This is a genomic window from Paraburkholderia polaris (assembly GCF_012927345.1).
In the GTDB taxonomy this organism is placed as follows: domain Bacteria; phylum Pseudomonadota; class Gammaproteobacteria; order Burkholderiales; family Burkholderiaceae; genus Paraburkholderia; species Paraburkholderia polaris.
Map to the genome: position 1 here is coordinate 1 of NZ_JABBGJ010000042.1, position 24,272 is coordinate 24,272.

Genomic DNA, 24,272 nt, shown 5'->3' on the forward strand with positions numbered 1-24,272 from the left:
CGAGCCAGGTGTGGCGCTTCATTGCCGATCACCGGGTACCGTTCGACAACAACCAGGCCGAACGCGATATCCGCATGCCCAAGCTCAAACAGAAAATCTCAGGGTGTTTCCGTGCGGTATCAGGCATGGAAGCGTTCTGCACGATCCGCTCCTACCTTGCCAGTCTGCGCAAACAGAACCGTTCGCTGATCGATGCGCTGGCTTTGGGCTTCGCCGGATTCGTCGTTTCGCCGCTTCCGGCTGCTGAATAGTTACGCGGCGGCAAAGAAAGTAAGTGCCTGCCCCGCACAGGGGCGAACACTAATAGACCACTAACAATTCAAGGAAAGGCCAAAGCCATAAGCAAACAGACAGAAAGCGCCGCGCAGGCGAAAAAATCAAGAAAAGCCCAACACCCCAGGCATACAGAAAAACAAACACCGCACAGGCAAACAACCAACCAAACCCCCTTCCACGAACGTGGACATCGCCGAGCCACCGGCAGAAAAACAAAACCTTTGCCACAATGCCCCACCGCGCGAAAGCGCCCGAAACAGCAAATGAACAGAAAATGATCCCCTTCTCGGTCCTAGACCTATCGCCGGTCACCGCAGGTGCCACCCCCGCGGACGCGTTCAGAAACACACTCGACCTCGCCCAGCACGCGGAAAACTGGCACTACCGCCGCTTCTGGTTAGCGGAGCACCACAACATGACCGGCATCGCCAGCGCGGCCACCGCGGTGGTGATCGGCCACGTCGCCGGTGGCACCAGGACAATCCGCGTCGGCTCCGGCGGGGTCATGCTGCCGAACCACGCACCGCTCGTCATCGCGGAACAGTTCGGCACCCTCGCCTCACTCTATCCGGACCGCATCGACCTGGGCCTCGGCCGCGCACCCGGCACCGATCAAAGCACCGCCCGCGCGCTGCGCCGCGATCTGCAAAATAGTGCGGAGTCCTTCCCCGACGACGTCGTCGAGTTGCAACGCTATTTCGCCGACCCCGTGCCAGGCCAGCGCATTCGCGCCGTCCCCGGAGCAGGTCTGCGTGTGCCGCTGTGGCTGCTCGGCTCGTCGCTATACAGCGCGCAACTGGCCGCGGCACTCGGTCTGCCGTTCGCGTTCGCGTCGCACTTTGCGCCCGATCATATGTTCACCGCGCTCAAGGTCTATCGCGAACAATTCCGTCCGTCGGCAACGCTCGATAAGCCCTACGCAATGGTCGGCGTCAACCTTTTCGCCGCCGATACCAACGACGAAGCGCGCCGTCTGTTCACTTCGCTGCAGCAGCAGTTCATCAATCTGCGGCGCGGCACGCCCGGTCAGCTGCAGCCGCCAGTCGAGCGCCTCGAAGCGTCGGAGATGGAGTTAAAAGGCGTCGCGCATTCGCTCGCGTGCTCCGTCATCGGCGATCGCGATGTGGTACGCGAAGGACTGCTGTCTGTCATCGATCAGACCGGCGCGGATGAATTGATGCTGACCGCGCAGATCTACGATCACAATGCGCGGCTGCGGTCGTTCGAAATCGGCGCGCAAGTACGCGAAGCGTTGGGCGCCAGCAAGTAGCGACGCCGGCAAGTAACAGAAAAGCGTGGCCTGTATTAGTAAGGGCCGCCCTTATTTTTTTCGCCGATCGGCTGGCTACCCTTAGTACACGAACATCAGATTGTCCCGCCGCAATCCTCACCGCGCCCGGTCAGGCCGTGCGAGTTCAAACTAAATTCCGGGCTTCAAATCAAACTCATACCCTGGTTCTGACTTCGGTCAAAACGCTTCAACTCAAGCCCACGCCTTGGCTTGGAGTTCGGCCAAAACTCAAACGGCGCGCTGAACCTCACCGATTAGACGGCACCGCCGCCAAGCCATCGAGCAGCGCCTTATGAAACGCCTGCGGATCCTGCATCTGCGGCGCGTGCCCCAATTCGGCGAATTCGACGAGCGTCGCGTGCGGAATCGCCTTCGCGGCGGCCTTGCCCAGTTCGGGGTAATGGCCGATCTTCGCGCGCACCTCGGGCGGCGCCGCGTCCTTGCCAGTCGCGGTCGTGTCCTTCTGGCCGATCAGCAGCAGCGTCGGCATGCTCAGGTGGCCCAACTCATACACCACCGGCTGCGTGTAAATCATGTCGTACAGCAACGCGGAATTCCACGCCACGATCTGTTTGCCGGGGCCGCGGTACATCCCCGCCAGCATCTGTACCCACGGCTCATAGTCCGCGCGCCACTGGCCGGCGTAATAGGTCGCCTGTTCGTAGCGGCGAATGCCGTCCGCAGTCGTCTTCAACTCACGCTCGTACCATTGGTCGACCGATAAGGAGGGGACACCCTTCGCCTTCCAGTCCTCGAGGCCAATCGGATCGACCAGCACCAGTTGCTGGGTCTCATGCGGATACATCAGCGCATAGCGTATCGCGAGCATGCCGCCGGTCGAATGGCCGATTACAGTCGCATCAGTCACGCCGAGCGACGCGAGCAACGCATGCGTATTGCGCGCCAGTTGCTGAAAACTGTACTGATAGTGCTCCGGCTTGCTCGATTTGCAAAAGCCGATCTGGTCCGGCGCGATCACCCGATAGCCGGCGTCGCTCAGACGATGAATGGTCGCCTCCCACGTCGCCGCACAAAAGTTCTTGCCGTGCAGCAACACGGCCGTGCGACCGTTCGCGTGTTCCGGCTTGATATCCATGTACGCCATATGCAGCGCCACGCCCTGCGAGGTGAAGTCGTATTGCCCGACCGGCGCCGGATAGTTGAAGCCCTGCAACTCGGGGCCGTACGCCGGACCGCTATTGTCGACGGCTGCAACCGGCGCGGCGCCGGCAGCCGCCGGACCGGGCTGGATAATGGAACGATCGGAACGATCCGAACTAGCCGGACTCACCGGACTACCCGCAACGGCGGCGCTAACCGGCGTGACGGCGAAAGCACCGGGCGCAACGGCTAGCACGCAGGCGCTCAAGATGGCGAACAAAGACTGGCGGCGGAAATTCATCGATCGTTTTCTTGCAAAGAGAAATCGGCGGGAAGCATGCGGGCCGCGCGCGCTGACAAACCAACGCCCACACCCCTTTCAGAGCGGACGATTCTACGACGCGCCGCCGGACTCTGCTGCCGCGCGCGCAGGCTCAAGGCGGCGTCGACCGGTGTGGCACGCATATTGCGACGGTTCGCCTTACGCCCTATGTGTTGTGGCGCACGGATGAGTACGGTGCAAGGGTTGATCGTTCGCAAGGCGGCCGCGCGAGTTGCATCCGCACAATTCACACTATTCGCCCGCGGCAAATCGGTGCTAGAACTAGCAGACGGGCCCGCGAAGACGAAAGCCGCCTGGCAGCACGAATCAATCGTGCGGAGCGAGTGCACAAGACCATCCGGGGCATACTAATCAGCAACTATCTTGCATGGGACCGGAGTCAGTGCTTTGCATGAGGCCGAAGTAAGCGCTAATGCGCTAACGCCGGTCGACAGCTAAAGCGCCCACTCTGGCCGACCGCAATAACTTGCATGGGACCGGAGTAAGCGCCAAAGCGCTAATTCCGGTCGACAAAGGAGACAGACATGGAAACTCCGGCACGGCTGAACGATCTGCAACGCACCACCCTCGCCATCGTCCTCGCGGGCGGACGGGGCACGCGGCTCGGGCCGCTCACCAACAAGCGCGTCAAACCGGCGGTGCACTTCGGCGGCAAATACCGGATCATCGACTTCGCGCTCTCCAATTGTCTGAACTCCGGTATCCGCCGCATCGCGGTGGTCACGCAATACAAGGCGCACTCGCTCTTGCGCCACCTGCAGCGCGGCTGGGGCTTCCTGCGCGGCGAATTCGGCGAATTCATCGATCTGTGGCCGGCGCAGCAGCGTGTGGAGGGCGCCCACTGGTACCGCGGCACAGCGGACGCCGTGTTCCAGAATCTCGACATCATCCGCTCGATCCGGCCGAAATACGTGGTGGTGCTGGCGGGCGACCATATCTACAAGATGGACTACACGCGCATGATCGCGGATCACGCGGAAAGCGGCGCGGATTGCACGGTCGGCTGTATCGAGGTGCCGCGCATGGAAGCCGTGGCCTTCGGCGTGATGCATGTGGATGAAAACCGCCGCGTGACTGGCTTCGTCGAGAAACCCGCCGATCCGCCCGCTATGCCGGGCCGTCCTGATTCGGCGCTCGCCAGCATGGGCATCTACGTGTTCAGCGCCGATTACCTGTATTCGCTGCTCGAAGAGAACATCTCGAGCGTCGACACCGATCACGATTTCGGCAAAGACATCCTGCCGCGGGTCGTCACGCAAGGCACCGCGATCGCTCATCCTTTCAGCATGTCGTGCGTGTCGTCGGACCCGAACGTAGAGCCATACTGGCGCGACGTCGGCACGATCGACGCCTACTGGGCAGCCAACCTCGACCTCGCCTCCACCATCCCGACGCTCGACCTGTACGATCGCAACTGGCCGATCTGGACGTATCAGGAGCAGTTGCCGCCCGCCAAGTTCGTGCGCGACATGAAGGGCCTGCAAGGTTCCGGCAACAATCTGATCGTGTGCGGCGGCTGCGTGATCTCGGGGTCGCAAATTTCGCGCTCGGTGCTGTCGTCGAACGTGAAAGTGAGTTCGTTCTGTAATATCAATGAGGCAGTCTTGTTGCCGCAGGTCACCATCGGCGCGAGCTGCCGGCTGCAGAAAGTGGTGATAGACCGCGGCTGTACCATTCCGGACGGCACGGTGATCGGCGAAGATCCGGTGGCCGACGCCGAACGCTTCTATCGCACCGACGACGGCGTCGTGCTGGTCACGCCCGAAGCACTGCGGCAGAAGGGGACGTGATCCTCGCCGGGACGGCAAAACGAACGGGCTGGCGAAGCCGCCGCCCGTCCTGCCGCGCAAGTAGACCTTGCGCACACCCCGTATTAACAGGAACGAGACCGAGCCTATGACGATTCGCGCCCTGCACGTCGCAAGCGAACTGTATCCCCTCCTCAAAACGGGCGGTCTCGCCGACGTCGCGGGCGCGTTGCCGCCCGCGCTGATCGAGCGCGGCGCCGATGTGCGGGCGCTGCTGCCCGGCTTTCCGGCGGTGGTCGCCGGCTTGACCGACTTGCGGCCGGTAGCGCAGTTGGGCCGCCGTTTCGACTCGCCGGGCGTCACGCTCGAACAGGGCACGCTGCCGTCGAACGGTCTGATCGTCTACGTGATCCGCGCCGGCACACTGTACGACCGGCCCGGCAATCCCTATCTCAACGACGAACACGTACCGTACGGCGACAATGCGCAACGCTTCGCCCTGCTCGGCTGGGTCGCCGCCCAACTGGCACAGCACCTCGACCCGGCGTGGGCGCCGCAGATCGTCCACGCACACGATTGGCATGCCGGACTCGCGCCCGCCTATCTGAAGGCGGCTGAACGGCAGCACGGCCGCTCGTTCGCGCGCAGCGTCTTCACGGTGCACAACCTCGCGTATCAGGGTGTCTTTCCGGCGCATCAGTTCAGCCAGTTGGGGTTGCCGGATGACTTCTTCAGCGTGCACGGCGTCGAATTCTATGGGCAGTTGTCGTTCCTCAAGGCAGGCCTCTACTACAGCGACCGCATCACCACCGTCAGCCCGACCTACGCCCGCGAAATCCAGACACTCGCCCAGGGCGGCGGCCTCGATGGATTGCTGCGCCATCGCTCGCACGATCTGAGCGGCATTCTGAACGGTGTCGATTACGCGGTGTGGAATCCCGCCACCGACGCGCTGCTCGAAGATCACTACACAGCCTCCCGTCTGGCCGGCAAACTGGCGTGCAAGGAGGCGTTGCAGAAGCGCTTCAGCCTCGCGCAGAAAAGCGACGCACTGCTATTCGGCGTGGTGAGCCGGCTGACCGAACAGAAAGGCCTCGACCTGCTTCTCGAGACGGTCCCCGAAATTGTCAAACGCGGCGGCCAGCTGGTGGTGTTCGGCACCGGCGACCCGGCGCTTGAGAACGGTTTGAAACGCGTCGCGCACATGCATCCGGAATCCGTGGCGGTCGAACTGGGTTTCGACGAAACACTCGCGCACACGATCGTCGCGGGCAGCGACGTGATCGCGGTGCCGTCGCGCTTCGAACCCTGCGGGCTGACGCAACTGTATGCACTGGCTTATGGGTCGCTGCCGCTCGTGCATTGCGTCGGCGGCCTGGCGGACACGGTGGTCGACGCGTCGCTCGAAAATCTCGCCGACGATCTCGCCACCGGCTTCGTGTTCGAACGATTCGAGCCGAAGGGCCTTGCCGCGGCGATCCGCCGCGCGTTCGCGCTCCATGAACGCCGCACCGAGTGGAAAGCCACGCAACGCCGCGCGATGCGTCAGGATTTCGGCTGGGGCGCCTCGGCCGAGCGCTATCTGGCGCTGTATCGCGAACTCGCCTGATCCCCACCCGTTTGATGGTTCGACGCAACAACGCGGGGACGGATCAACTCGCGGGCGACAAACTCATGTATTGTTTCCTGACTATGCAGATCGCGCATTTTTCTTGCACTATCTGAAAACAGTCACGCCGCATCAGGCGCCCGGCCAAGGCCGGTTCGTTATCGCGGCCATCCGTCCGTTCTCATTGATCGCGCATAACCCCTTGCGCGGGCCACACCATGACGAAAAACGTTCTGAGCATCCAGTCACATGTCGTCTTCGGACACGCCGGTAACAGCGCGGCCGTGTTTCCGATGCGCCGGCTCGGCGTCAATGTCTGGCCGCTCAATACCGTGCAGTTCTCGAACCACACGCAGTACGGCCATTGGACCGGCGGGGCGATCGAGGCCTCGCAGATGGAAGAGCTCGTCGAAGGGATCGGCGCGATCGGCATGCTGCCGCGCTGCGATGCCGTGCTGTCCGGCTATCTGGGCACGCCCGAGCAAGCGCAATCGGTGCTGGAGATCGTCAAGGCCGTGAAAGCCGCCAATCCGCGCGCGTGGTACTTCTGCGATCCGGTGATGGGCGCCGCGAGCGGCTGCAAGGTCGAACCGGGCATCCAGGAATTTCTTGTCCGCACCATGCCGACGGTCGCTGACGCGATGGCGCCGAACCATTCCGAGTTGCAACGGCTGGTAGGCCGCGAAATCGACACGCTCGAGGAAGCCGTGACCGCCTGCCGCGAGGTCATTGCCCGCGGGCCGAAGCTCATGCTGGTCAAACATCTGCTCGATCGCAACAGCCCCGCCGACCGTTTCAACATGCTGGTCGTCACCGAGCGCGAGGCCTGGATGGGGCAGCGTCCGCTCTACCCGTTCGCGCGGCAGCCGGTGGGCGTCGGCGATCTGACGAGCGCGGTGTTTATCGCGCGCACGCTGCTGGGCGATTCGATCCGCGCGGCCTTCGAGCACACGCTGGCCGCCGTGAACGCGGTGGTGAAAGCGACTTGGCAGGCTGGGCGCTATGAACTGGAACTGGTGGCCGCACAGAACGAAATCGCGCAGCCGCGGGAATGGTTCGACGCCTGGGTGGCGGAGACGGCGTAGATCGGCAGAGAGAACTGCGGTTACACGGCGCGATCTCGTCACGGCCTGCCTGAAGACGCGCTGCTTTGGGTACGCCGACCGCACAGCACAATCTGCCCGCGGGCCACGTGACCCGCGCTTGTCAGCCGGGCGTCCTATAATGCGTGCCGCGTGGGCGAGGCATTCCCCCGCCCGCACCGCATTTTTCAGGCGTCCGGGCGTCGGGCGTCCGGCGTCCGGGCATCCGGCATCCGGCATCCGGCATCCGGCATTCAGCATCCGGCATTCAGCAAACGAGGCATCGATGGACGGTTACATCCGCAGCGAGCGGGAAGAATTTTTTGAGCAGTTGTGCATGAGCGTCGACGCGGACGAAGCGCACGAGCAGGAAGCAATCGAGTACTTCGAGAACCAGTTCGACCAGGCCGACTTCGACCCCGCACAGTGGCTCGACATCGCGCTTTACTATTCGCCGGCGGTGGCACGCGGCATTGTCGACATGGTGACGCCCGACGACAAGGCACGCAGCAACATCGCCGAAGTGATCGCCGACAACCTCGATATTTCGTACGGCGAGGACGAGTGCCAACAGTTCGCCGAGACGATCGAATTCGCGTTGAACAACGGCGTGCCGGTGGACCTCGACCTGGTGCTCGACGGCTGCCAGCGCGCGATCGACGACCTCGACACCTGGGCCGACGAAGAAACCAAGGCGCCGCTGCTGCGTCTGCGTGAAGAGTTGCTGCGCCAGCAAGGCGAGCACTGAGGGCGCTGCATTAGCCCGCTTTTTTGTCCGGCTGAGTGGTCGTTTTTATCAGCGTATTCGCGCAGGCCGTATTTCGCGGATGCGCAACTGCAGTAACGCCGGCGCGCTCGCGCCGGCTTCCTGATCCGCTTCCCTGAGTCGCATCGCAAGGCTTTTTCAACGGCGTATCTGCCATTCCGCTTTCTTAAGCATATGCCGCAATCCGCACCCGCGCGCCGCCGCTGACAGGCCGCCAGCCCAGGCGCTGCGCGCCCTATGCCGAAATGCTCATTCAAAGCGCCGCGAACTGCCAAGACGATGGCAAATTGGCTTTCTATATTCGCGCCAGATGACCGGCATGTGAACGCCATTGCGCGTCCCCAATCCCCCAAGGGGACTTCCCTCGGGCCGGGGGACTTCCTACGGGGGTCCCCAAGGGGACTTTCTATGGGCGTATTCCAGCATTGTTAATGGCGACCGATCATCCGTACCCTTGATGCCGCGCGCCATGGGAAGCCAAACCCATGCTTGCGCGTCGATCCAGCGTTACCGCCTTGCCGCTTTCACACCTGAAACTGTCGATGGAGAGAGAGACCATGAGTCTTCGCAACACGCTGAAACCGCTTGCTCTGTTTGTTGGCGCTACCTTCGCGATCGCGCCGCTCGCCAGTTTCGCCGACGACCTGCCGGTGAAGATCGGCTTCGCCGCGCCGCTGACGGGCGCCAACGCCGGCTACGGGAAGGATCTGGAAAACGGTGTCCGGCTTGCAATCGAAGAAGCCAACGCGCAGAAGATCAAGATCGGCGACAAGGTCGCGCAATTCGAGATCGTCTCCGAGGACGATCAGGCCGACCCGCGCGTCGGCGTGCAGGCCGCGCAGAAGCTGGTCGACGCGGGCGTATCGGCGGTCGTGGGCCACTTCAATTCGGGCACGACGATTCCTGCCTCGCAGGTGTACGAGCAGGCCGGCATTCCGGTGATCGATCCGGCCGCGACCAATCCGATCATTACCGGGCGAGGCTTTGCGAACACCTTCATGGTGATTTCCACCGACGCTCAGAACGCCGGCAACGCGGGCGTCTACGCCGTCGAGGTGACGAAGGCCAAACGCATTGCGATCATCGACGACCGCACCGCGTTCGGCCAGGGCGAGGCCGACGAGTTCGAGAAGGCGGTGAAGGCGCATGGCGGCAACATCGTGACGCGCGAATACACCGACAATCACGCGGTGGACTTCAGCACGCAGATCACCAAGATCAAGGCGACCAATGCGGATCTGATTTTCTTCGGCGGCCTGGATACACAGGCGGCGGGCTTCGCGAAGCGGATGAAACAATTGGGGATGACTGCGCAGCTGGTGGGTGGTGGCGGCGTGATGGACCAGGACTTCATCAAGCTCGCGGGCGACCCGGCCGAAGGCGTGATGGCCTGGGAATATGGCAGACCGTTGGCCCAGTTGCCGGGCGGCAAGGATTTTTCCGCGAAGTTCAAGAAGCGCTTCGGGGTGGATATCCTGTCGTACGCGCCGTTTGGATATGACGGGGCATGGGCCGCGATCAGGGCGATGCAGCAGGCTAAATCCACCTCACCGGCGGTTTATCGACCTGTTCTCAAGACGATTGATTTTGACGGCGTCACCGGGAAGATTTCTTTTGACAACACCGGCGCACTGAAAAGCGGGGCTTCGACGCTCTACCAGGTGAAGAGCGGGAATTGGGTTCCAGTTGTCACCAAGAGCGGCAGTTAAGGTCCTGTTGCCTCTGGCGCCGGCATAAGTGTGTGCGCCTGTTGCGGTGGAAAGGCATCGCAGCAGGCGCACACACTGACTGACGCGAGGCGCTGCAGAGCGCTAACACCCTCTACTTCATCGTCTTGACCACCACCTCGGCATCGAGATCCCGCTCGATCCGGACAAGATCATCCTTCACGCCCGCAAATTCATCGGCAGAGCACATCTGATGCCCAAACGCGGCTCGAAGATGTCGCCTGACCTGCAAGACCCGCGCGGCAGGATCGAACACGTAGTGAGAAGAAAACTCGAAGAAACGATCCTTCACCGTGGCATCCGGCGGCACATCTGTCACGCGGGCGAACCTCGGCAGCGTCATTTCCAGCGTCTCGTCGAATTCCCCGCCGATGCAAGCCCACGGCTGCGTCCTGGCAGGCTCCGCAAGCCACGCCTGCACCTGCCCCGCCATTCCGCCCGACAAGCTCGTCAGGGCCGCCACGGCTGTCGTGCCGTCGGTCCAGACAAAGTGCTCGACCATTCCCTGCATCGACGTGGAAAACGCTCCGTCTGTAGCGGCCACGTCGCCGGTAAGCAAGTGCGCCGTGCCATGCAAGCCGGTCAGCAACAGACGATTCGCGGCGATCTGCTGCGTACGCTGCCGCGTTGCGCGTCGAAACATATTGCGTTCGAGCTCCGCGGTATAGCCGGCATCTTCCACGCGATAAGCGTAGTTCGCCGCCCCGCTCTCATCGACGTCGATCTGCAGGCGCGCCGTGCGCTCGCGCAACTGGGTGGCCGGCGTGCGCGCCAGCATGCCTTCGTCGACCAGCAAAACGGGCCGGTCCATCACGCTCGGCGGCAGATAACCAAAACCCATGCCGCCTGCCGTGGTGTCGGCAAATAACGATAGATCAGGAATCCAGACGATTGCATGATTGATCGCGCTTTCTCCATACCCCGGCACAGAAGGCAAGCTGTAGTACGGCCCAAGATTGAGCAGCACGGCCTCGCTGCGGATGCCGACCGCCGCCAATAGCGCGCTGTACAACGCGACGTGATCCTTGCAGTCGCCATAGCGGTTGTGCAGAATGTCGATCGCCTTATGCGGGATCGCCGCCGTCTCGCCGAGAAACAGCGCGACGTAGCGAATATTCAAACGCATCCAGTCGTACAGTATCCGCGCTTTCGCGCGCGGGTCGCTGGCCTCTCCGGTCAGACTCTGCGCGAGCTGGACGATCGCCGGGTCGCTCATCGTCGCGTCGGCAGCCGGGCCGCGGTAACGCGCGGCGAAACTCGCGAAGTCCGGCACCGTCGACACCATCAGCCGGTCGCCCCAGTTCGTATAGCCCACCGCGCCTGCTTCGAGCGGCGCATACGGTCCGTGCCGGTAGTTGAACTCATAGCGGGTGCGGCCATTTGCCGTGACCGGTGGCAGCGCGACGTAGCCGCGCGCATCGGCATAGAGCGGCACGTCAGTGGGCAGGTCGAAGATCAAACGCTGCATCTCGACGGGGTCGCGCGTCGGTTCGACCAGGTAGGCGAACGTGCCCACCTGCAGCGGCTTCGTGCGGGTTTTGCGAAACGCCAGATGCACGCGCGAACCGGGTTCGACGCCCGGAAAAATTACTGTGCGCAATACCCCGTCTTCGAAACTCGGCGCGCCCGCCGAGCGGGGTTCCTGTACATCGCGGATCGCCTCGGGGCCGACCGGATGCGCGACGCCGTTCGGGTCGATTGTTTCCGCGACCAGCAATTGCACCTGCTCGATGTCCTTGTTGAACCACACATAGCGTTGCGCGATATCGTCGACGCCGCTGGTCGTGTTGGCCCGCAGGATCGTGTCGTCGTGTTCTTCGACGGAGCCGTCTTTCTGGATCACGAAGAGATGGACGTCACGCTCCATTGTCGAGGGTGAAAGGTCGTCGTTGGAGGTGCTGGAGGTGCTGGAGGCATTGGAGCCGTTGGAGCCACTGGAAACGTTGGAGGTGCTGGAGGCGCCCGGAGCGCTCGCGGCACTCCCCTCAGCCTGCGCGGCGGTTGCGCACGCAACCAGCGCCAACGCGACGGCCATCTTCATGAACGCAGCGCACGGGGTCATGCGCGATCAGGCCGCGGCGCTTGCGCGCGGTTCCGCACGCGTCAAGGCGTCCGCCGCCTTGAGCGGCGAGACGGCCAGTTCGACAGCAAGTTGGTCCCACACCGCGTCGCCAGCATCGAGGGCGACGGCACAGGCCCGCGCAATCAGCGGCGACAACGCCGGCATCAATCCCCTCCCCCGATTTGCCCGAGCAAAGCCTGCAACCGCTCCACGTGCCTAAGCAGTAAATGCCGATGCTTTTCGATCTGCTCGAGCCGGCCGACCAGATCGGCCTGAATCGGGTCGTCGAGATCGGCGGCGGCGATCACGTCCTCCACTTTGGATCGCATCGACGCAAGCTCCACCGGCGCATGACTCAAGTGCCGCTCGAAGCGCCGCACGTCCTGCATCGCCAGATCGCGCACTTTGCGGAAGTGCGCCTGACGCCGATGCGCTTCGGCGTCGAGCGTCTCTTCTTCCACGCGCTTGGCCGGGCCCGCCTGGCCGAAAATCGGCTCTGGCGGCCGCAGCACCGACTTCTTGCGCACCGGATGCGCCGTGCCACGAAACCGCGCTAGCGGCTGTTCATTGTCGATTGCCTCGCGCGCGTTGGCCGGTATGTCCTGCTCGGTATGCGACACGTTCATCCAGCCAGTCGGCAAGCCCGTCACCGCCTCGATACCGCGCACGAACTCCTCGCTGAATTCGCGCTGGCCGGACAACATCAATTTCAGGTAGCTGGCGGAAAAGGTCATCATGCGCGCGAGACGCGTCGCCGCGCCGACCTCGCGGGTCAGCAGCACCAGGTTCGCTCGCCAGACCGGGAGCAGCAATTCGTCGGAATCTTCCATCGCTGGGTCTTCCATCTTTTTGCCCGATGTATGGACGACACGTTCGCCCGCGTCATCGTTTTGAAAGGGTAGCTGTTTCACGGCGTGGCGCGCAATCCCGGGGCGAACATATGGCGGCTGCAGATGTGTCGAAATTACACGCTACGCTGTACCGGCACCCGGGGATAAAACGCCACGAAGCCCGTCGTTTTGAGTTGACCCATGCATTCGGTCAGTGTTCCTGTGCTGAGCGCGCGATCTGTGGCATCCTTTCGCACCGTTGCGGCACGCATCGTGCTGTAGCCTTAGCACCATCACGTCGATTAAGGATTTTGTAATGAAGAAAGTCATTCTTGCCCTCGCAGCAGCCGTAGTCGCCCTGAGCGCGATCGCTCCCGCCCAAGCCTACGAGCATCATCACAAGGAATGCCACAAAGTGCGCGTCCACCATCACTGGGAAAACCGCTGCCACTAACGGCTAGGTCTCGCCCGCGAGGGTGAACTGAAGGTGGTATCCAAGAGCCCCGCTTTACGCGGGGCTTTTTTATGACCGCCAGGGCGCGCGTACCGGCATGTTCTTCAACGCCCTATAAGTTCTGCGCGAAACCGGCAGCATGCAATCACGGACACATGCTGTTACACCTTTGCGCTGTGAGAGAGCGTCGCAGCGGCCTCGCGCAATGCGAAGCGCCACGAACGCCATAGGGAAGATTAGATGAAATGCAACGAGTGCGGCGCCGACCGGTTCGACGCGCGTGACCAGTCAGTCAACCCGCCTTGACGCGCTCCAACGCGGTCGCCACCAGTTCTTCCAGCAAAGGCTCGACCTTCACCGCCAGCCTTTCGTCATACGCATACGGCATCTGCTCTTCCATATACGTAATCTGCGACAACTCGAGCTGCACCGCGTGCACACCCTGCGACGGCTGCCCGTACTGCCGCGTGATATACCCGCCCTTGAAGCGCCCATTGGAGACGGCGGAATAACCGCCATGCCGCTCGACCACAGCAGCCAATTCCTCGCCCAATCCGGCCACCGCGCTGGCGCCGTTCGACGTGCCGAAATTGAAATCCGGCAGACGTCCTTCGAAAAAACGCGGCACGTGCGAGCGAATCGAATGCGCTTCCCACAGCAGCACCTTGCCGTGCTTCGCCTTCAGCGCGGCGAGCTCGCCCGCCAGCGCATCGTGATAGGGCTTCCAGTAGGCATCGCGCCGGCGCGCGACTTCGGCGTCGGTCGGCAGATGGCCTTCCAGATACAAGGGTTCCTTGTCGAAGGTATCGACCGGCAGCAAACCGGTGGTGTCCTGCCCCGGATACAGATTCGCGCCGTCGGGCGGACGGTTCAGGTCGATTACATAACGCGCGTAGGTCGGCGCCAGGATCGACGCGCCCATGCGCCTCGCAAACGCGTAGAGACGGTCAAGGTGCCAGTCGCAGTCGTCGGTGCGCTGCGCGACCGGCGTCATCGTCGCGGCGATATCGGCGGGGATTTGCGTGCCCAGATGCGGGATCGAAATCAGCAACGGCAGGCTTCCCTGATGCAGCGATAAAACCGGCGGAGTAGTTGCAGTAGACGAAGCAGTCATGTCAGTCCGGAATCGATGAAATCGATAAAAGTCGAAAGCTCAGTGGCTTCAGCAATTCAAGCGAGCATTTCACTCTGGCAAGTCACTCGAGCAGCTTACTTCAGCAACTCACTTGAGCAAATCGGCGAGCGCCCCGCGATAGCGTGCGTAAGCGCCTTCCTCATCGCGATGGCGGCGGTTGTCGACGACCTTGTCGCCGCCCGCGTAGACGTCGCGAATCGGTGACTCGCCATGCTCGCAGAATACAACGCCCGAGAGCCACGCGTTCGGCGCGTGCTCGGCGATGCTCGAATGATCCGGATCGAGCACCAGCCAGTCGGCACGGCGGCCTGCCTGCAATGCGCCGACCGCACGCCCCGTAGCATGCGCGCCGCCGTCAAGCGCGGCGTCAAACAAACGGTCGGCCACGTGCGTAGCCTGCGACGACGCGAGCACATTGCGCTGCCGGCGCGTGAGGCGCTGGCCGTATTCGAGCAAACGCAATTCCGCCCGCCAGTCGACCCCGATATGGCTATCCGAACCGACGCCGATACGCCCTTGCGCGTCGAGATATTCGTGTGCCGGGAAAATGCCGTCGCCGAGATTGGCTTCGGTGGTCAGACACAAACCGGCGACCGCCCCACTTTTCGCGAGCGCAAGCGTTTCGTTCGCATCGACATGCGTGGCGTGCACGAGGCACCAGCGGCTATCGACGTCGAAGCGATCGAGCAGCCACTGCACCGGCCGCGCGCCTTCGGTTTCGAGGCAGGCGTCGACTTCGGCGGTTTGCTCGGCGATGTGGATGTGAACCGGCGCGCTTCTATCGACGCCGTTCAGCAACGCACGCAACGAATCGGCCGATACCGCACGCAATGAATGCGGCGCGACGCCATAACGCAACGCAGCGCTCTCGGGACGCGCCGCGCGCAACGTGCCGAGCAGATCGAGCAGACTCTCCGGCGTATTGATGAAGCGCTGCTGATCTTCACGCGGGGCGCGCGAACCGAAACCGCTGTACTGGTACAGCACGGGCAGCATCGTCATGCCGATGCCGCTCGCCGACGCCGCATCCACGACACGCTGCGCCAGTTCCGCCTGGTTCGCATAGCGGCTGCCATCCGGCGTGTGGTGCACGTAATGGAATTCGCAGACCGACGTATAGCCCGCCTTCAACATCTCGATGTACAGCCACTGTGCGACAGCGGCGAGCCCTTCCGGCGTGATCCGCGCGGCGAAGCGGTACATCAGATCGCGCCAGCTCCAGAAGTTATCCGTCGCGTTCGCACGATACTCGGTCAAGCCGGCCATCGCACGTTGAAACGCGTGCGAGTGAAGATTCGGCATGCCTGGCAACACCGGGCCGGCGGCTTTTTGGACACCGTCAGGCACAGCCGCCGTATCGGGCGTAACCGATGTCAGCGTACCGTTTGCGTCCCATTCCAGCAGCACATTGCGGCGCCAGCCGTCGGGTAGATAGGCGTGATCGGCGAATAGTGATTGTTTTGATTGCATCATCTCTCAGGCCCTAGCTCAAATCACGCCGCGTATAAACAGTTTCGCCCGCACGCACGACTCGCGCGCACAACGGACGCCCAATCCAGTAAGCCAGCTCGGCAAGCGAATCCACCGACCACACCGCGAAATCCGCCGCGCGCCCTGCTTCCAGCGAGCCATGTTGGTCCGCCTTGCCGAGCGCACGCGCCGCATGCGAGGTCACGCCTTGCAGCACTTCGGGCACGGTCATGCGGAACAGTGTGGTCGCCATGTTCATCATCAACAGCAGCGAGGTGGTGGGCGATGTGCCGGGATTGCTATCAGTGGAAATCGCGATCGGCACCTGGTAGCGCCGCAGCAAGTCCAAAGGCGGCAATTGCGTCTCGCGGATGAAGTAGTACGCGCCGGGCAGCAGCACGGCGACGGTGCCGGACGCTTTCATCGCGGCAACACCGGCTTCGTCGAGGAATTCAAGGTGATCCGCGGAGAGTGCATGGTGACGCGCGGCCAATGCCGTGCCGCCGCCATTCGACAACTGCTCGGCGTGCATCTTCACCGGCAGTTTGTAGCGCTCCGCAGCCTGGAACACACGCTCGCTCTGTTCCAGCGAAAAACCGATGCGCTCGCAAAATACGTCGACGGCGTCGACCAGGCCTTCGTCGGCAAGCGCGGGCAGCATCGTGTTGCAGACTTCGTCGATATACGCATCGGCCCTTCCCGCGAATTCAGGCGGCAATGCGTGCGCACCGAGAAACGTCGTATAGACCGATACCGGATAGCGCTCGCCCAACTGGCGCGCGACGCGCAGCATCTTGCGCTCGCTGGCGAGATCGAGGCCGTAGCCGGATTTGATTTCGACCGCCGTGACACCTTCGGTGAGGAGCGGTTCGAGGCGCGCGGCCGATTGACGGAACAGCGAGTCTTCGTCGGCGGCACGCGTGGCGCGCACCGTCGAAACGATGCCGCCGCCCTGCCGCGCGATTTCTTCATAACTGACGCCGGCGAGGCGCTGCGCGAATTCATCCGCGCGCTGGCCGCCGTACACCAGATGCGTATGACAATCGACGAGACCCGGCGTCACCCACGCGCCGTGGAGATCTTCACGCGGCCACGCGGCGTATTGAGCGGGTAATTCTGAAGCTGCGCCGAGCCATGCGATCTTGCCGTTTTCAACGGCAATCGCGGCATCGGGCAGCGTGTGTTCGGGATCGCCCTGGGGGTAGAGTTTCAGGTGATGCCAGACGGTTTGCTTCATCGCGTGCTCTTGCAGCTCGTTGCGTGTCTGTGGTGGTTCGCGGCGCGCTTTGCCAGGCCCTTAGCAGGCGTTTGGCAGGATTTAAGCGCGCGCGCGAATCGTCGTCATCGTTGCGGTTATCACGTATAGCGGATGCTGATCGCGAGCAATGCGCCCGCGCCCTTGACCGTGCATGACAGCGCGCTCGGCGTGTCGATGCGCAGTGTGTCGTCGGCCTCAAGTGCTTGCGATTGGGCTTCGCCACCGAGCGTGACCGAAACCGAACCGCTTGCGCAGAACAACAGCACCACATCCGCGGACAAAGCGCGTTGCGTATCGCCGCGCCACACCTCTGTTTCACCCACCGCCGCGCCACGGCGGACCATCAGGTTGAAATCGCGCGTGGCGCCGTCGACGAGGCGTGCGTCGATTTGCGCTTCGCCCGCAAACTGGGCGACGTCGAGTCGCTGCGTCAACGCATGCGTCTTCACGGCGTGAACGCCAGTGTCGTCTGTTTCGTCGAGCAACATGCCCGCGCCCGACAACAATACCAACGTGCGGTCGATACCCGCGAAACGCGAGAACGGCCCCGCTTGCGCCACGTCGGCGATGCTTACGCGCCAAACGAATGCATCGAGTCCAGCGCCTGCGGGAAACGCCCCGACTTCGCGCGTGACGCCGCCGCCGTTCTTCCACGGCGCCGCCACAAGGTCGGCGCCGCGAATGAGCGTCGTGGTTGCCCTATTCCCGACAACCGACACGATCAACGGCCCAGCATCGGCAGATTCAGGCCTGCCTCGCGCGCCGTTTCCTGCGCGAGTTCATAGCCTGCATCCGCGTGACGCATCACGCCGGTCGCCGGATCGTTGAACAGCACACGGCCGAGACGCTCCTTCGCTGCGTCCGTGCCGTCAGCGACGATCACAACGCCCGAGTGCTGGCTGAAGCCCATGCCGACCCCGCCGCCATGATGCAGCGAGACCCACGACGCGCCGCCCGCCGTGTTCAGCAGTGCGTTGAGCAGCGGCCAGTCGCTGACTGCGTCCGAGCCGTCTTTCATCGATTCGGTTTCGCGATTCGGGCTTGCCACCGAACCCGTGTCGAGGTGGTCGCGGCCGATCACGATCGGCGCCTTCAGCTCACCGTTCCTGACCATTTCGTTGAACGCCTGGCCCAGACGGTAACGATCCTTCACGCCGACCCAGCAAATCCGGGCCGGCAGACCCTGGAACGCAATGCGTTCGCGCGCCATGTCGAGCCAGTTGTGCAGATGCGGATCGTCAGGGATCAGTTCCTTGACCTTCGCATCGGTCTTGTAGATGTCCTCCGGATCGCCCGACAGCGCGACCCAGCGGAACGGACCCTTGCCTTCGCAGAACAGCGGGCGGATGTACGCCGGCACGAAGCCCGGGAAATCGAACGCGTTTTCCACGCCCATTTCCAGCGCCATCTGACGAATATTGTTGCCATAGTCGAGCGTCGCGGCGCCACGGTCCTGCAGTGTGAGCATTGCCTGAACCTGCTTGGCCATCGACTGCTTGGCAGGCAGCACGATACTGTCCGGCACGGTTTTTTGACGCTCGCGCCAGTCTTCAACATTCCAGCCTTGCGGCAGGTAGCCGTGAATCGGATCGTGCGCGCTGGTCTGGTCCGTCACGCAATCTGGCGTGATGCCACGCGTCACGCATTCAGCGAACACATCCGCTGCGTTGCCGAGCAGGCCGATCGACACCGGCTTGCCTTCTTTCTTCGCTTCTTCAAGCATGGCGAGCGCTTCGTCGAGCGTCGCTGCTTTCTTGTCGACGTAACGCGTCTTCAGACGGAAGTCGATACGCGTCTCGTCGCATTCCACTGCGATCATCGAGAAGCCGGCCATGGTTGCCGCCAGCGGTTGCGCGCCGCCCATGCCGCCCAGGCCACCCGTCAGAATCCAGCGGCCCGAAGGATCGCCGTTGAAATGCTGGTTCGCCACCGAGAAGAACGTTTCGTAGGTACCCTGCACGATGCCCTGGCTGCCGATGTAGATCCAGCTGCCAGCCGTCATCTGGCCGTACATCATCAGGCCCTTGCGATCGAGTTCGTGGAAGTGTTCCCACGTCGCCCAATGCGGCACCAGGTTCGAATTCGCCAGCAGCACGCGCGGGGCGTCCGCATGCGTGCGAAACACGCCGACCGGCTTGCCCGATTGAATCAGCAGCGTCTCGTCTTCGTTCAGGTCCTTCAGCGAAGTCAGGATCTGATCGAAGCAATCCCAGTTACGCGCGGCACGGCCAATGCCGCCGTACACGACCAGTGCATGCGGATGCTCGGCGACTTCCGGGTCCAGATTGTTCTGGATCATCCGGTACGCGGCTTCCGCAATCCAGGTCTTGCAGGTCTTTTCCGCGCCGCGCGGTGCGCGGATCGTGCGGGTCGGGTCCAGACGCGGGTCGATGTGTTTCGGGTTGTTCATGGTGGCCCTCGGAATGCTTGAAAATGTTCGGGAAAATGAGTCGGAAAATACGGCGAAATCAGAAATGTCCGGTGAAGCGATAGCGGCTGCCGGGATGCCAGAGATTGGCGATCGAAGCGACCTGGCTTTGCGACCACGTGCGCCGATGCAGCACGAGGCACGGTTCGAGTTCATCCATCGTCAGCAGCTCGCGTGTATCCGCATCTGCAGCCAACGCTTCGATGCGGTACTCGACGCGCTGCAGCGGCGCGACGCGCACCAGATACTGATTCGGCGTGGTGTTCGTGAAGTCCTGCAACGCGTACTCAGGCGCGACCACCGGATTGACCCAGCGCTCTTCGAGCTGGACCGGTTCGTCGTTTTCGAAATGCAGCACGCGTGAATGAAACACCGGACTGCCCGCGCTCACCTGCATTTCTTCGGCGAGCGCTTCGTCGGCGATGCTCGCGCCGATGTGCAGCACGTTCGCCTGATGGCGATGACCGCGCGCGACGATTTCGTCGGAGATGCTGCGGATCGCCACCAGCGTCGATTCGTACTTGGGCCGGGCCACGAACGTGCCCGAGCCCTGCACACGCGTGAGGACCTGCTCCGAGGTCAACTCGCGCAACGCGCGGTTGACCGTCATGCGCGCGACGTTGAATTCGCGCGCGAGCTCGTTTTCGGAGGGCACCTGGTCGCCTTCAGCCCATTCGCCCGCATGGATGCGGCCGAGGATGAAGTCCTTGATGCCCTGGTAGGCCGGTGCGTTCATTTAGCTTGCTCTGCCTGGCTAACTGCTTACTGTTCGGAGGCGAACGAGAACGGGCTCAGCTTCGCGATCGTGCCGTTTTGCACGAGACGCGTGACTGCCGCGATATCCGGTGCGAAGTAGTGATCGAGTTCGTAATGCGCGACGTCCTGGCGCACCGCGTCCATCACTTTCTGCAGGCTCGGGCTGGTCTTGTGCGGCGCGCGCAGATCGACGCCTTGCGCAGCGGCGAGCAACTCGATCGACAGGATGTTCGCGACGTTTTCGGCGATGTCGCCGAGCTTGCGCGCAGCGAACGTCGCCATCGAAACGTGATCTTCCTGGTTCGCGGACGTCGGCAGCGAATCAACCGAAGCCGGATGCGCGAGCGTCTTGTTCTCGGAAGCGAGCGCCGCAGCGGTCACGTGAGCGATCATGAAGCCCGAATTCACACCGCCGTCGCGCACGAGGAATGGCGGCAGACCCGACAGCGTCGCGTCGATCAGCAGCGCGATGCGACGTTCGGCCAAGGCGCCGATTTCAGCGACGGCGAGCGCGAGGTTGTCAGCAGCGAATGCAACCGGCTCAGCGTGGAAATTGCCACCCGACAGCACTTCGCCCGTGTCCGGGAAAATCAGCGGATTGTCGGAAACAGCGTTTGCTTCGATCAACAGCACGTCGGCTGCGTGACGCATCTGGTCCAGACACGCGCCCATGACTTGCGGCTGGCAGCGCAGGCTGTACGGGTCCTGCACCTTGTCGCAATCGGCATGCGAAACATTGATGCCCGAACCTTGCAGCAGCGAACGGTAAGCCGTTGCCGCTTCGGTCTGACCTTGATGGCCGCGCAGTTCGTGAATGCGCGCGTCGAAAGGCTTGACCGAACCCGCTGCTGCGTCCACCGACAACGCACCCGCCACCAGTGCGGTGCGGTACAGGTCTTCGATGGCGAACATGTTGTAGAGCGCGAGCGCGGTCGAGGCTTGCGTGCCGTTCAGCAGTGCCAGACCTTCTTTCGCTTGCAACGTGAGCGGCTTCAGGCCGGCCAGCGCGAGGCCTTCGGTAGCCGGCATGCGCTCGCCCTTGGCGAACACCTCGCCGACGCCGATCAAGGCTGCCGACATATGCGCGAGCGGCGCGAGGTCGCCCGATGCGCCAACCGAACCCTTGACCGGGATCACCGGCAGCACGTCGGCGTTGTACAGCGTGATCAGCGCTTCCATTACTTCGCGGCGGATGCCCGAGTGGCCGCGGCCAAGGCTCGACAGCTTCAGCGCGATCAGCAGGCGCACGACCGGACGCGACATCGGCTCACCCACGCCGACCGCGTGCGACAGCACCAGATTGCGTTGCAGCAGTTCGAGCTGATCGTGCGGGATGTGCGTGCTGGCGAGGCGCCCGAAACCCGTGTTGATGCCATACGCCGGTTCGCCTTTCGCGGCGATATCGGCGACGGCTTTGGCGCAGGCGTCGATGGCGGCGTGGCTGGCGGGATCGAGTTGCAGCGCGACGTGTTCGCGTGCGATCTGGCGCAGTTGCGGGAGGGTCAGGTAGCCGGGCTTCAGAATCATCATGGTGTTGTCCTGTCTTGTCTATACAATTCGAGAGAAGTCTAGCGTTCTCGCCTTGTATATACAACTTGTTTTTGCAGCTTCGGGCCTAGGGGTTTCCATTAGGGCTGGACGCTTGCGTGGCATACATATCGCGTGAACCGGGGTTTCGGGCGTCCGCGTACGCGGCACCACATTCGTTCGTCGCGACAAACAACTTGTATATACACGTTCAAAATGGACTGCAGCAAGCGGACAAAAAAATCCAGCGCGCCGGTCGGCGCAGTTGGGCCAGCCGACGCACCGATGCAGCTCTTACAGAGTTATAGGAGAGCCCACTGCAGGCGCAAAAAAGCCCACGTACGCATACTGAACCGCACCCCAAATCGTTGGACGGGTGTCCAACTTTGCGGGGTCAGTTCAATACGAGCCGCAGGCTTTTTTAACCGTATGACTGGCGAAGGATTCGCTAAAGCGTCACCCGAGCCGCAATGAAGCCTAGGAAACACTGCACGCGCCCCGCCAGCGACGCGCTCTGGTAATACACCGCGCTCACCGGCTGCCGCTCATCCACCAACACGTTGCCGAGAATCGGCACCAGCCGCTCTTCGCGTACGTCGGCCGCGGTCATGAAGTCGGCGAGACAGGCGATGCCCCATCCCGACAGCGCCAACTGGCGCAGCGTCTCGCCGCTCGATGCGGTGATCGCCGGCTCGATCTTCAGCGGCTCTGACTTGTCCTTCCCACCGCTTCGCAATGGCCAGCGATTCAGATGCTCCGGCGCAGTGAAGCCGATCAGGCGATGTTCGCGCAACGCTTCCACCGACCTGGGCTCGCCGTATTCGGCCAGATACGCCGGACTGGCAAGCACCCTCAGTTTGCTACTGCCCAGGGCGCGCGCATGCAAGGTCGAATCCTGCAACGCGCCAATGCGGATCGCGATGTCCACCTTCTGTTCGAGCAGATCGACGATCCGCTCGTTGCTGGTCAGCTCCAGACGAATCTCCGGATACAGCGCCGAAAACGCCTTCATATGGGGCGCCACGCAATGAAGCATGAACGGCGACGCCGCATCGACCCGCAAGCGCCCCGAGGGCCGCTCGCGCCCGCGCGTGACGGATTCCTCGGCTTCTTCCATGGCGGCGAGAATCGCCCGCGCCCGCCGCAGAAACGCCTCGCCCTCTTCGGTCAGTTGCAGACGGCGCGTCGTGCGGCGCACCAGCGCGGTGTCGAGCTTCTTTTCCAGGCGCGTGAGCGCGCGGCTAACGCCGGAGACGGTCTGCCCCAATTTCTCCGCCGCCGCAGTGATCGAACCGCTGTCAATCACCGTGACGAACACCAGCAACTCGTCGGTGGAAGTCTTCATTGTTGATTTCAAATCAAGATTGATTTGAGACTAACACGCTTTTTGCGAGAATCAAGACGGCGGATACTGCGTGCATGTCATCGTGTTTCCGATGTTTCCACCCTAGGGAGAACGTCTTGAAGATTTTCATTACTGGCGCAAGCGGCTTTATCGGCGGTTCGATCGCGGCGCACCTCGTGCGCGCCGGTCATCAGGTGCGCGGTTTGATCCGCAAGCCTGAGCACTGCGCTGGGTTGCAACGCCTCGGTATCGAGCCCGTGATCGGCACGCTCGACGACCGCGAACTGCTGATCGCCGAAGCAAAAGCCGCCGACGCGGTCATCAACGCCGCGAGCAGCGACCATGAAGGTGCAGTGAAAGCGCTGATCGAGGGCCTCGCCGGTTCCGGCAAGCCGTTTCTGCATACGAGCGGCTCGAGCATCGTGGGCGATGCGTCGGGCGGCGAAGCGGGCGAGGCACGCATCTATCATGAAGACGCCCTGCCCAAGCCGACCGCGGACAAAGCGGCACGCGTCGCCATCGATCAACTCGTGCTCGATGCGGCGCAGCAGAACATCCGCTCGGCAGTGCTGTGCAACACGCTGATCTACGGCCACGGCGCCGTGCCGGGCAGCGCAAGCGTGCAGTTGCCGCGGCTCGTGCGTCAGGCGCAAAAGAGCGGCGTGGTGCGGCATGTGGGCAGCGGCGGCAATATCTGGTCGAACGTGCATATCGACGACGTCGCCGAGCTCTATCGCCTCGCGCTGGAGCAGACGCCGGCGGGCACCTTCTATTTCGTCGAAAGCGGTGAAGCGTCGTTTCGTGACATGAGCGCCGCGATCGCCCGCGTGATGAAACTGGGCGAGCCGCAAGACTGGCCGCTCGAAGCAGCGCAAAAGGAATGGGGCTACGAAATGGCTTCGTACGGGCTCGGTTCGAACAGCCGCGTGCGCGGTGAGCGCGCACGCAAACTGCTCGGCTGGCAGCCCAAACGCACCTCCGTGATCGACTGGATCGAACACGACATGATGTCCTCCGAGGCGACTTCCTAAAGGGACGTCCTCTGGGCGTCCCCCAAGAGGACT

At 62.8% G+C, this 24,272-nt stretch carries 21 protein-coding genes; 9 read left to right on the top strand and 12 right to left on the bottom strand.

The genetic code is table 11. From position 1 onward, the window contains the following. Nucleotides 1-251, top strand: a 251-nt coding sequence (locus HHL24_RS32395) for an IS66 family transposase (protein ID WP_169489382.1), incomplete at its 5' end; no start/stop codon positions are given. Between the two features lie 299 nt (nt 252-550). Beyond that, complete coding sequence (locus tag HHL24_RS32400; RefSeq protein WP_169489383.1) at nt 551-1,546, top strand: LLM class flavin-dependent oxidoreductase; 996 nt, start codon at nt 551-553, stop codon at nt 1,544-1,546. A 268-nt stretch (nt 1,547-1,814) separates the two neighbouring features. Here the strand turns inward: HHL24_RS32400 and HHL24_RS32405 are convergent, their stop codons facing one another. After that, a complete protein-coding gene (locus tag HHL24_RS32405) occupies nt 1,815-2,969 on the bottom strand; it encodes an alpha/beta fold hydrolase (RefSeq protein WP_169489384.1) in 1,155 nt (384 codons plus the stop codon). 566 nt (nt 2,970-3,535) lie between these two features. Here HHL24_RS32405 and glgC point away from each other — a divergent pair. From glgC to HHL24_RS32430, 5 genes are all read left to right on the top strand, one after another. Continuing rightward, entirely contained in the window at nt 3,536-4,801 is a 1,266-nt protein-coding gene (glgC, locus tag HHL24_RS32410) for a glucose-1-phosphate adenylyltransferase (protein WP_169489385.1), read from the top strand. Nucleotides 4,802-4,907: 106 nt separating this feature from the next. Then, nucleotides 4,908-6,368, top strand: a complete 1,461-nt coding sequence (gene glgA / locus HHL24_RS32415) for a glycogen synthase GlgA (protein ID WP_169489386.1) — start codon at nt 4,908-4,910, stop codon at nt 6,366-6,368. A gap of 218 nt (nt 6,369-6,586) precedes the next feature. Beyond that, nucleotides 6,587-7,453 carry a pyridoxal kinase PdxY gene (gene pdxY, locus HHL24_RS32420; protein WP_169489387.1) on the top strand — a complete coding sequence of 289 codons (867 nt, stop codon included), beginning with the start codon at nt 6,587-6,589 and terminating at the stop codon, nt 7,451-7,453. A gap of 283 nt (nt 7,454-7,736) precedes the next feature. Further along, nucleotides 7,737-8,198, top strand: a complete 462-nt coding sequence (locus HHL24_RS32425; protein WP_169489388.1) for a hypothetical protein — start codon at nt 7,737-7,739, stop codon at nt 8,196-8,198. Between the two features lie 575 nt (nt 8,199-8,773). After that, nucleotides 8,774-9,925: a branched-chain amino acid ABC transporter substrate-binding protein gene (locus HHL24_RS32430; protein WP_169489389.1), complete on the top strand. Its 1,152-nt coding sequence runs from the start codon at nt 8,774-8,776 to the stop codon at nt 9,923-9,925. Between the two features lie 112 nt (nt 9,926-10,037). Here the strand turns inward: HHL24_RS32430 and HHL24_RS32435 are convergent, their stop codons facing one another. From HHL24_RS32435 to HHL24_RS32445, 3 genes are read right to left on the bottom strand one after another with little or no spacing between them, the layout of a single operon-like run. Beyond that, nucleotides 10,038-12,005 (bottom strand): DUF3857 domain-containing transglutaminase family protein, encoded by a 1,968-nt coding sequence (locus HHL24_RS32435; RefSeq protein WP_230417650.1) that lies wholly within the window; start codon nt 12,003-12,005, stop codon nt 10,038-10,040. A gap of 6 nt (nt 12,006-12,011) precedes the next feature. Continuing rightward, a complete protein-coding gene (locus HHL24_RS32440) occupies nt 12,012-12,170 on the bottom strand; it encodes a hypothetical protein (protein ID WP_169489390.1) in 159 nt (52 codons plus the stop codon). Continuing rightward, nucleotides 12,170-12,835: a hypothetical protein gene (locus HHL24_RS32445; RefSeq protein WP_169489391.1), complete on the bottom strand. Its 666-nt coding sequence runs from the start codon at nt 12,833-12,835 to the stop codon at nt 12,170-12,172. The genes HHL24_RS32440 and HHL24_RS32445 overlap by 1 nt, the downstream gene beginning before the upstream one ends. Before the next feature lie 316 nt (nt 12,836-13,151). Between HHL24_RS32445 and HHL24_RS32450 the strand changes: the two genes are divergently transcribed. Then, nucleotides 13,152-13,289 carry a hypothetical protein gene (locus tag HHL24_RS32450; protein WP_169489392.1) on the top strand — a complete coding sequence of 46 codons (138 nt, stop codon included), beginning with the start codon at nt 13,152-13,154 and terminating at the stop codon, nt 13,287-13,289. A gap of 292 nt (nt 13,290-13,581) precedes the next feature. Here HHL24_RS32450 and hutG read toward each other — a convergent pair whose 3' ends face one another. From hutG to HHL24_RS32490, 8 genes are all read right to left on the bottom strand, one after another. Continuing rightward, nucleotides 13,582-14,403: an N-formylglutamate deformylase gene (gene hutG / locus HHL24_RS32455; protein ID WP_169489393.1), complete on the bottom strand. Its 822-nt coding sequence runs from the start codon at nt 14,401-14,403 to the stop codon at nt 13,582-13,584. 108 nt (nt 14,404-14,511) lie between these two features. Then, nucleotides 14,512-15,897: a formimidoylglutamate deiminase gene (locus HHL24_RS32460; protein WP_169489394.1), complete on the bottom strand. Its 1,386-nt coding sequence runs from the start codon at nt 15,895-15,897 to the stop codon at nt 14,512-14,514. Between the two features lie 10 nt (nt 15,898-15,907). Then, on the bottom strand, nt 15,908-17,131 hold the full coding sequence (gene hutI, locus HHL24_RS32465) for an imidazolonepropionase (protein ID WP_169489395.1): 1,224 nt from the start codon (nt 17,129-17,131) through the stop codon (nt 15,908-15,910). A 119-nt stretch (nt 17,132-17,250) separates the two neighbouring features. Beyond that, on the bottom strand, nt 17,251-17,871 hold the full coding sequence (locus tag HHL24_RS32470; RefSeq protein WP_169489396.1) for a HutD/Ves family protein: 621 nt from the start codon (nt 17,869-17,871) through the stop codon (nt 17,251-17,253). Nucleotides 17,872-17,873: 2 nt separating this feature from the next. Further along, nucleotides 17,874-19,562 (bottom strand): urocanate hydratase, encoded by a 1,689-nt coding sequence (hutU, locus tag HHL24_RS32475; RefSeq protein ID WP_169489397.1) that lies wholly within the window; start codon nt 19,560-19,562, stop codon nt 17,874-17,876. A 58-nt stretch (nt 19,563-19,620) separates the two neighbouring features. Continuing rightward, nucleotides 19,621-20,316, bottom strand: a complete 696-nt coding sequence (gene hutC, locus HHL24_RS32480; RefSeq protein ID WP_169489398.1) for a histidine utilization repressor — start codon at nt 20,314-20,316, stop codon at nt 19,621-19,623. A 26-nt stretch (nt 20,317-20,342) separates the two neighbouring features. Beyond that, entirely contained in the window at nt 20,343-21,866 is a 1,524-nt protein-coding gene (gene hutH / locus HHL24_RS32485) for a histidine ammonia-lyase (RefSeq protein WP_206003114.1), read from the bottom strand. Nucleotides 21,867-22,311: 445 nt separating this feature from the next. After that, nucleotides 22,312-23,208, bottom strand: coding sequence for a LysR family transcriptional regulator (locus HHL24_RS32490; protein ID WP_169489399.1), 897 nt, complete (start codon nt 23,206-23,208; stop codon nt 22,312-22,314). 116 nt (nt 23,209-23,324) lie between these two features. Here HHL24_RS32490 and HHL24_RS32495 point away from each other — a divergent pair, with 116 nt between their 5' ends. Next, nucleotides 23,325-24,239: an NAD-dependent epimerase/dehydratase family protein gene (locus HHL24_RS32495; protein WP_169489400.1), complete on the top strand. Its 915-nt coding sequence runs from the start codon at nt 23,325-23,327 to the stop codon at nt 24,237-24,239. Nucleotides 24,240-24,272 lie beyond the last annotated feature (33 nt).

Coding starts and splice junctions, on each gene's coding strand:
- HHL24_RS32430 (WP_169489389.1), top strand. CDS start 8,774: ATGAGTCTTCGCAACACGCTGAAACCGCTTGCTCTGTTTGTTGGCGCT.
- HHL24_RS32435 (WP_230417650.1), bottom strand. CDS start 12,005: ATGACCCCGTGCGCTGCGTTCATGAAGATGGCCGTCGCGTTGGCGCTG.
- HHL24_RS32460 (WP_169489394.1), bottom strand. CDS start 15,897: ATGATGCAATCAAAACAATCACTATTCGCCGATCACGCCTATCTACCC.
- glgA (WP_169489386.1), top strand. CDS start 4,908: ATGACGATTCGCGCCCTGCACGTCGCAAGCGAACTGTATCCCCTCCTC.
- hutI (WP_169489395.1), bottom strand. CDS start 17,131: ATGAAGCAAACCGTCTGGCATCACCTGAAACTCTACCCCCAGGGCGAT.
- HHL24_RS32445 (WP_169489391.1), bottom strand. CDS start 12,835: ATGGAAGATTCCGACGAATTGCTGCTCCCGGTCTGGCGAGCGAACCTG.
- hutH (WP_206003114.1), bottom strand. CDS start 21,866: ATGATGATTCTGAAGCCCGGCTACCTGACCCTCCCGCAACTGCGCCAG.
- hutC (WP_169489398.1), bottom strand. CDS start 20,316: ATGAACGCACCGGCCTACCAGGGCATCAAGGACTTCATCCTCGGCCGC.
- HHL24_RS32490 (WP_169489399.1), bottom strand. CDS start 23,208: ATGAAGACTTCCACCGACGAGTTGCTGGTGTTCGTCACGGTGATTGAC.
- pdxY (WP_169489387.1), top strand. CDS start 6,587: ATGACGAAAAACGTTCTGAGCATCCAGTCACATGTCGTCTTCGGACAC.
- HHL24_RS32450 (WP_169489392.1), top strand. CDS start 13,152: ATGAAGAAAGTCATTCTTGCCCTCGCAGCAGCCGTAGTCGCCCTGAGC.
- hutU (WP_169489397.1), bottom strand. CDS start 19,562: ATGAACAACCCGAAACACATCGACCCGCGTCTGGACCCGACCCGCACG.
- glgC (WP_169489385.1), top strand. CDS start 3,536: ATGGAAACTCCGGCACGGCTGAACGATCTGCAACGCACCACCCTCGCC.
- hutG (WP_169489393.1), bottom strand. CDS start 14,403: ATGACTGCTTCGTCTACTGCAACTACTCCGCCGGTTTTATCGCTGCAT.
- HHL24_RS32425 (WP_169489388.1), top strand. CDS start 7,737: ATGGACGGTTACATCCGCAGCGAGCGGGAAGAATTTTTTGAGCAGTTG.
- HHL24_RS32405 (WP_169489384.1), bottom strand. CDS start 2,969: ATGAATTTCCGCCGCCAGTCTTTGTTCGCCATCTTGAGCGCCTGCGTG.
- HHL24_RS32400 (WP_169489383.1), top strand. CDS start 551: ATGATCCCCTTCTCGGTCCTAGACCTATCGCCGGTCACCGCAGGTGCC.
- HHL24_RS32440 (WP_169489390.1), bottom strand. CDS start 12,170: ATGCCGGCGTTGTCGCCGCTGATTGCGCGGGCCTGTGCCGTCGCCCTC.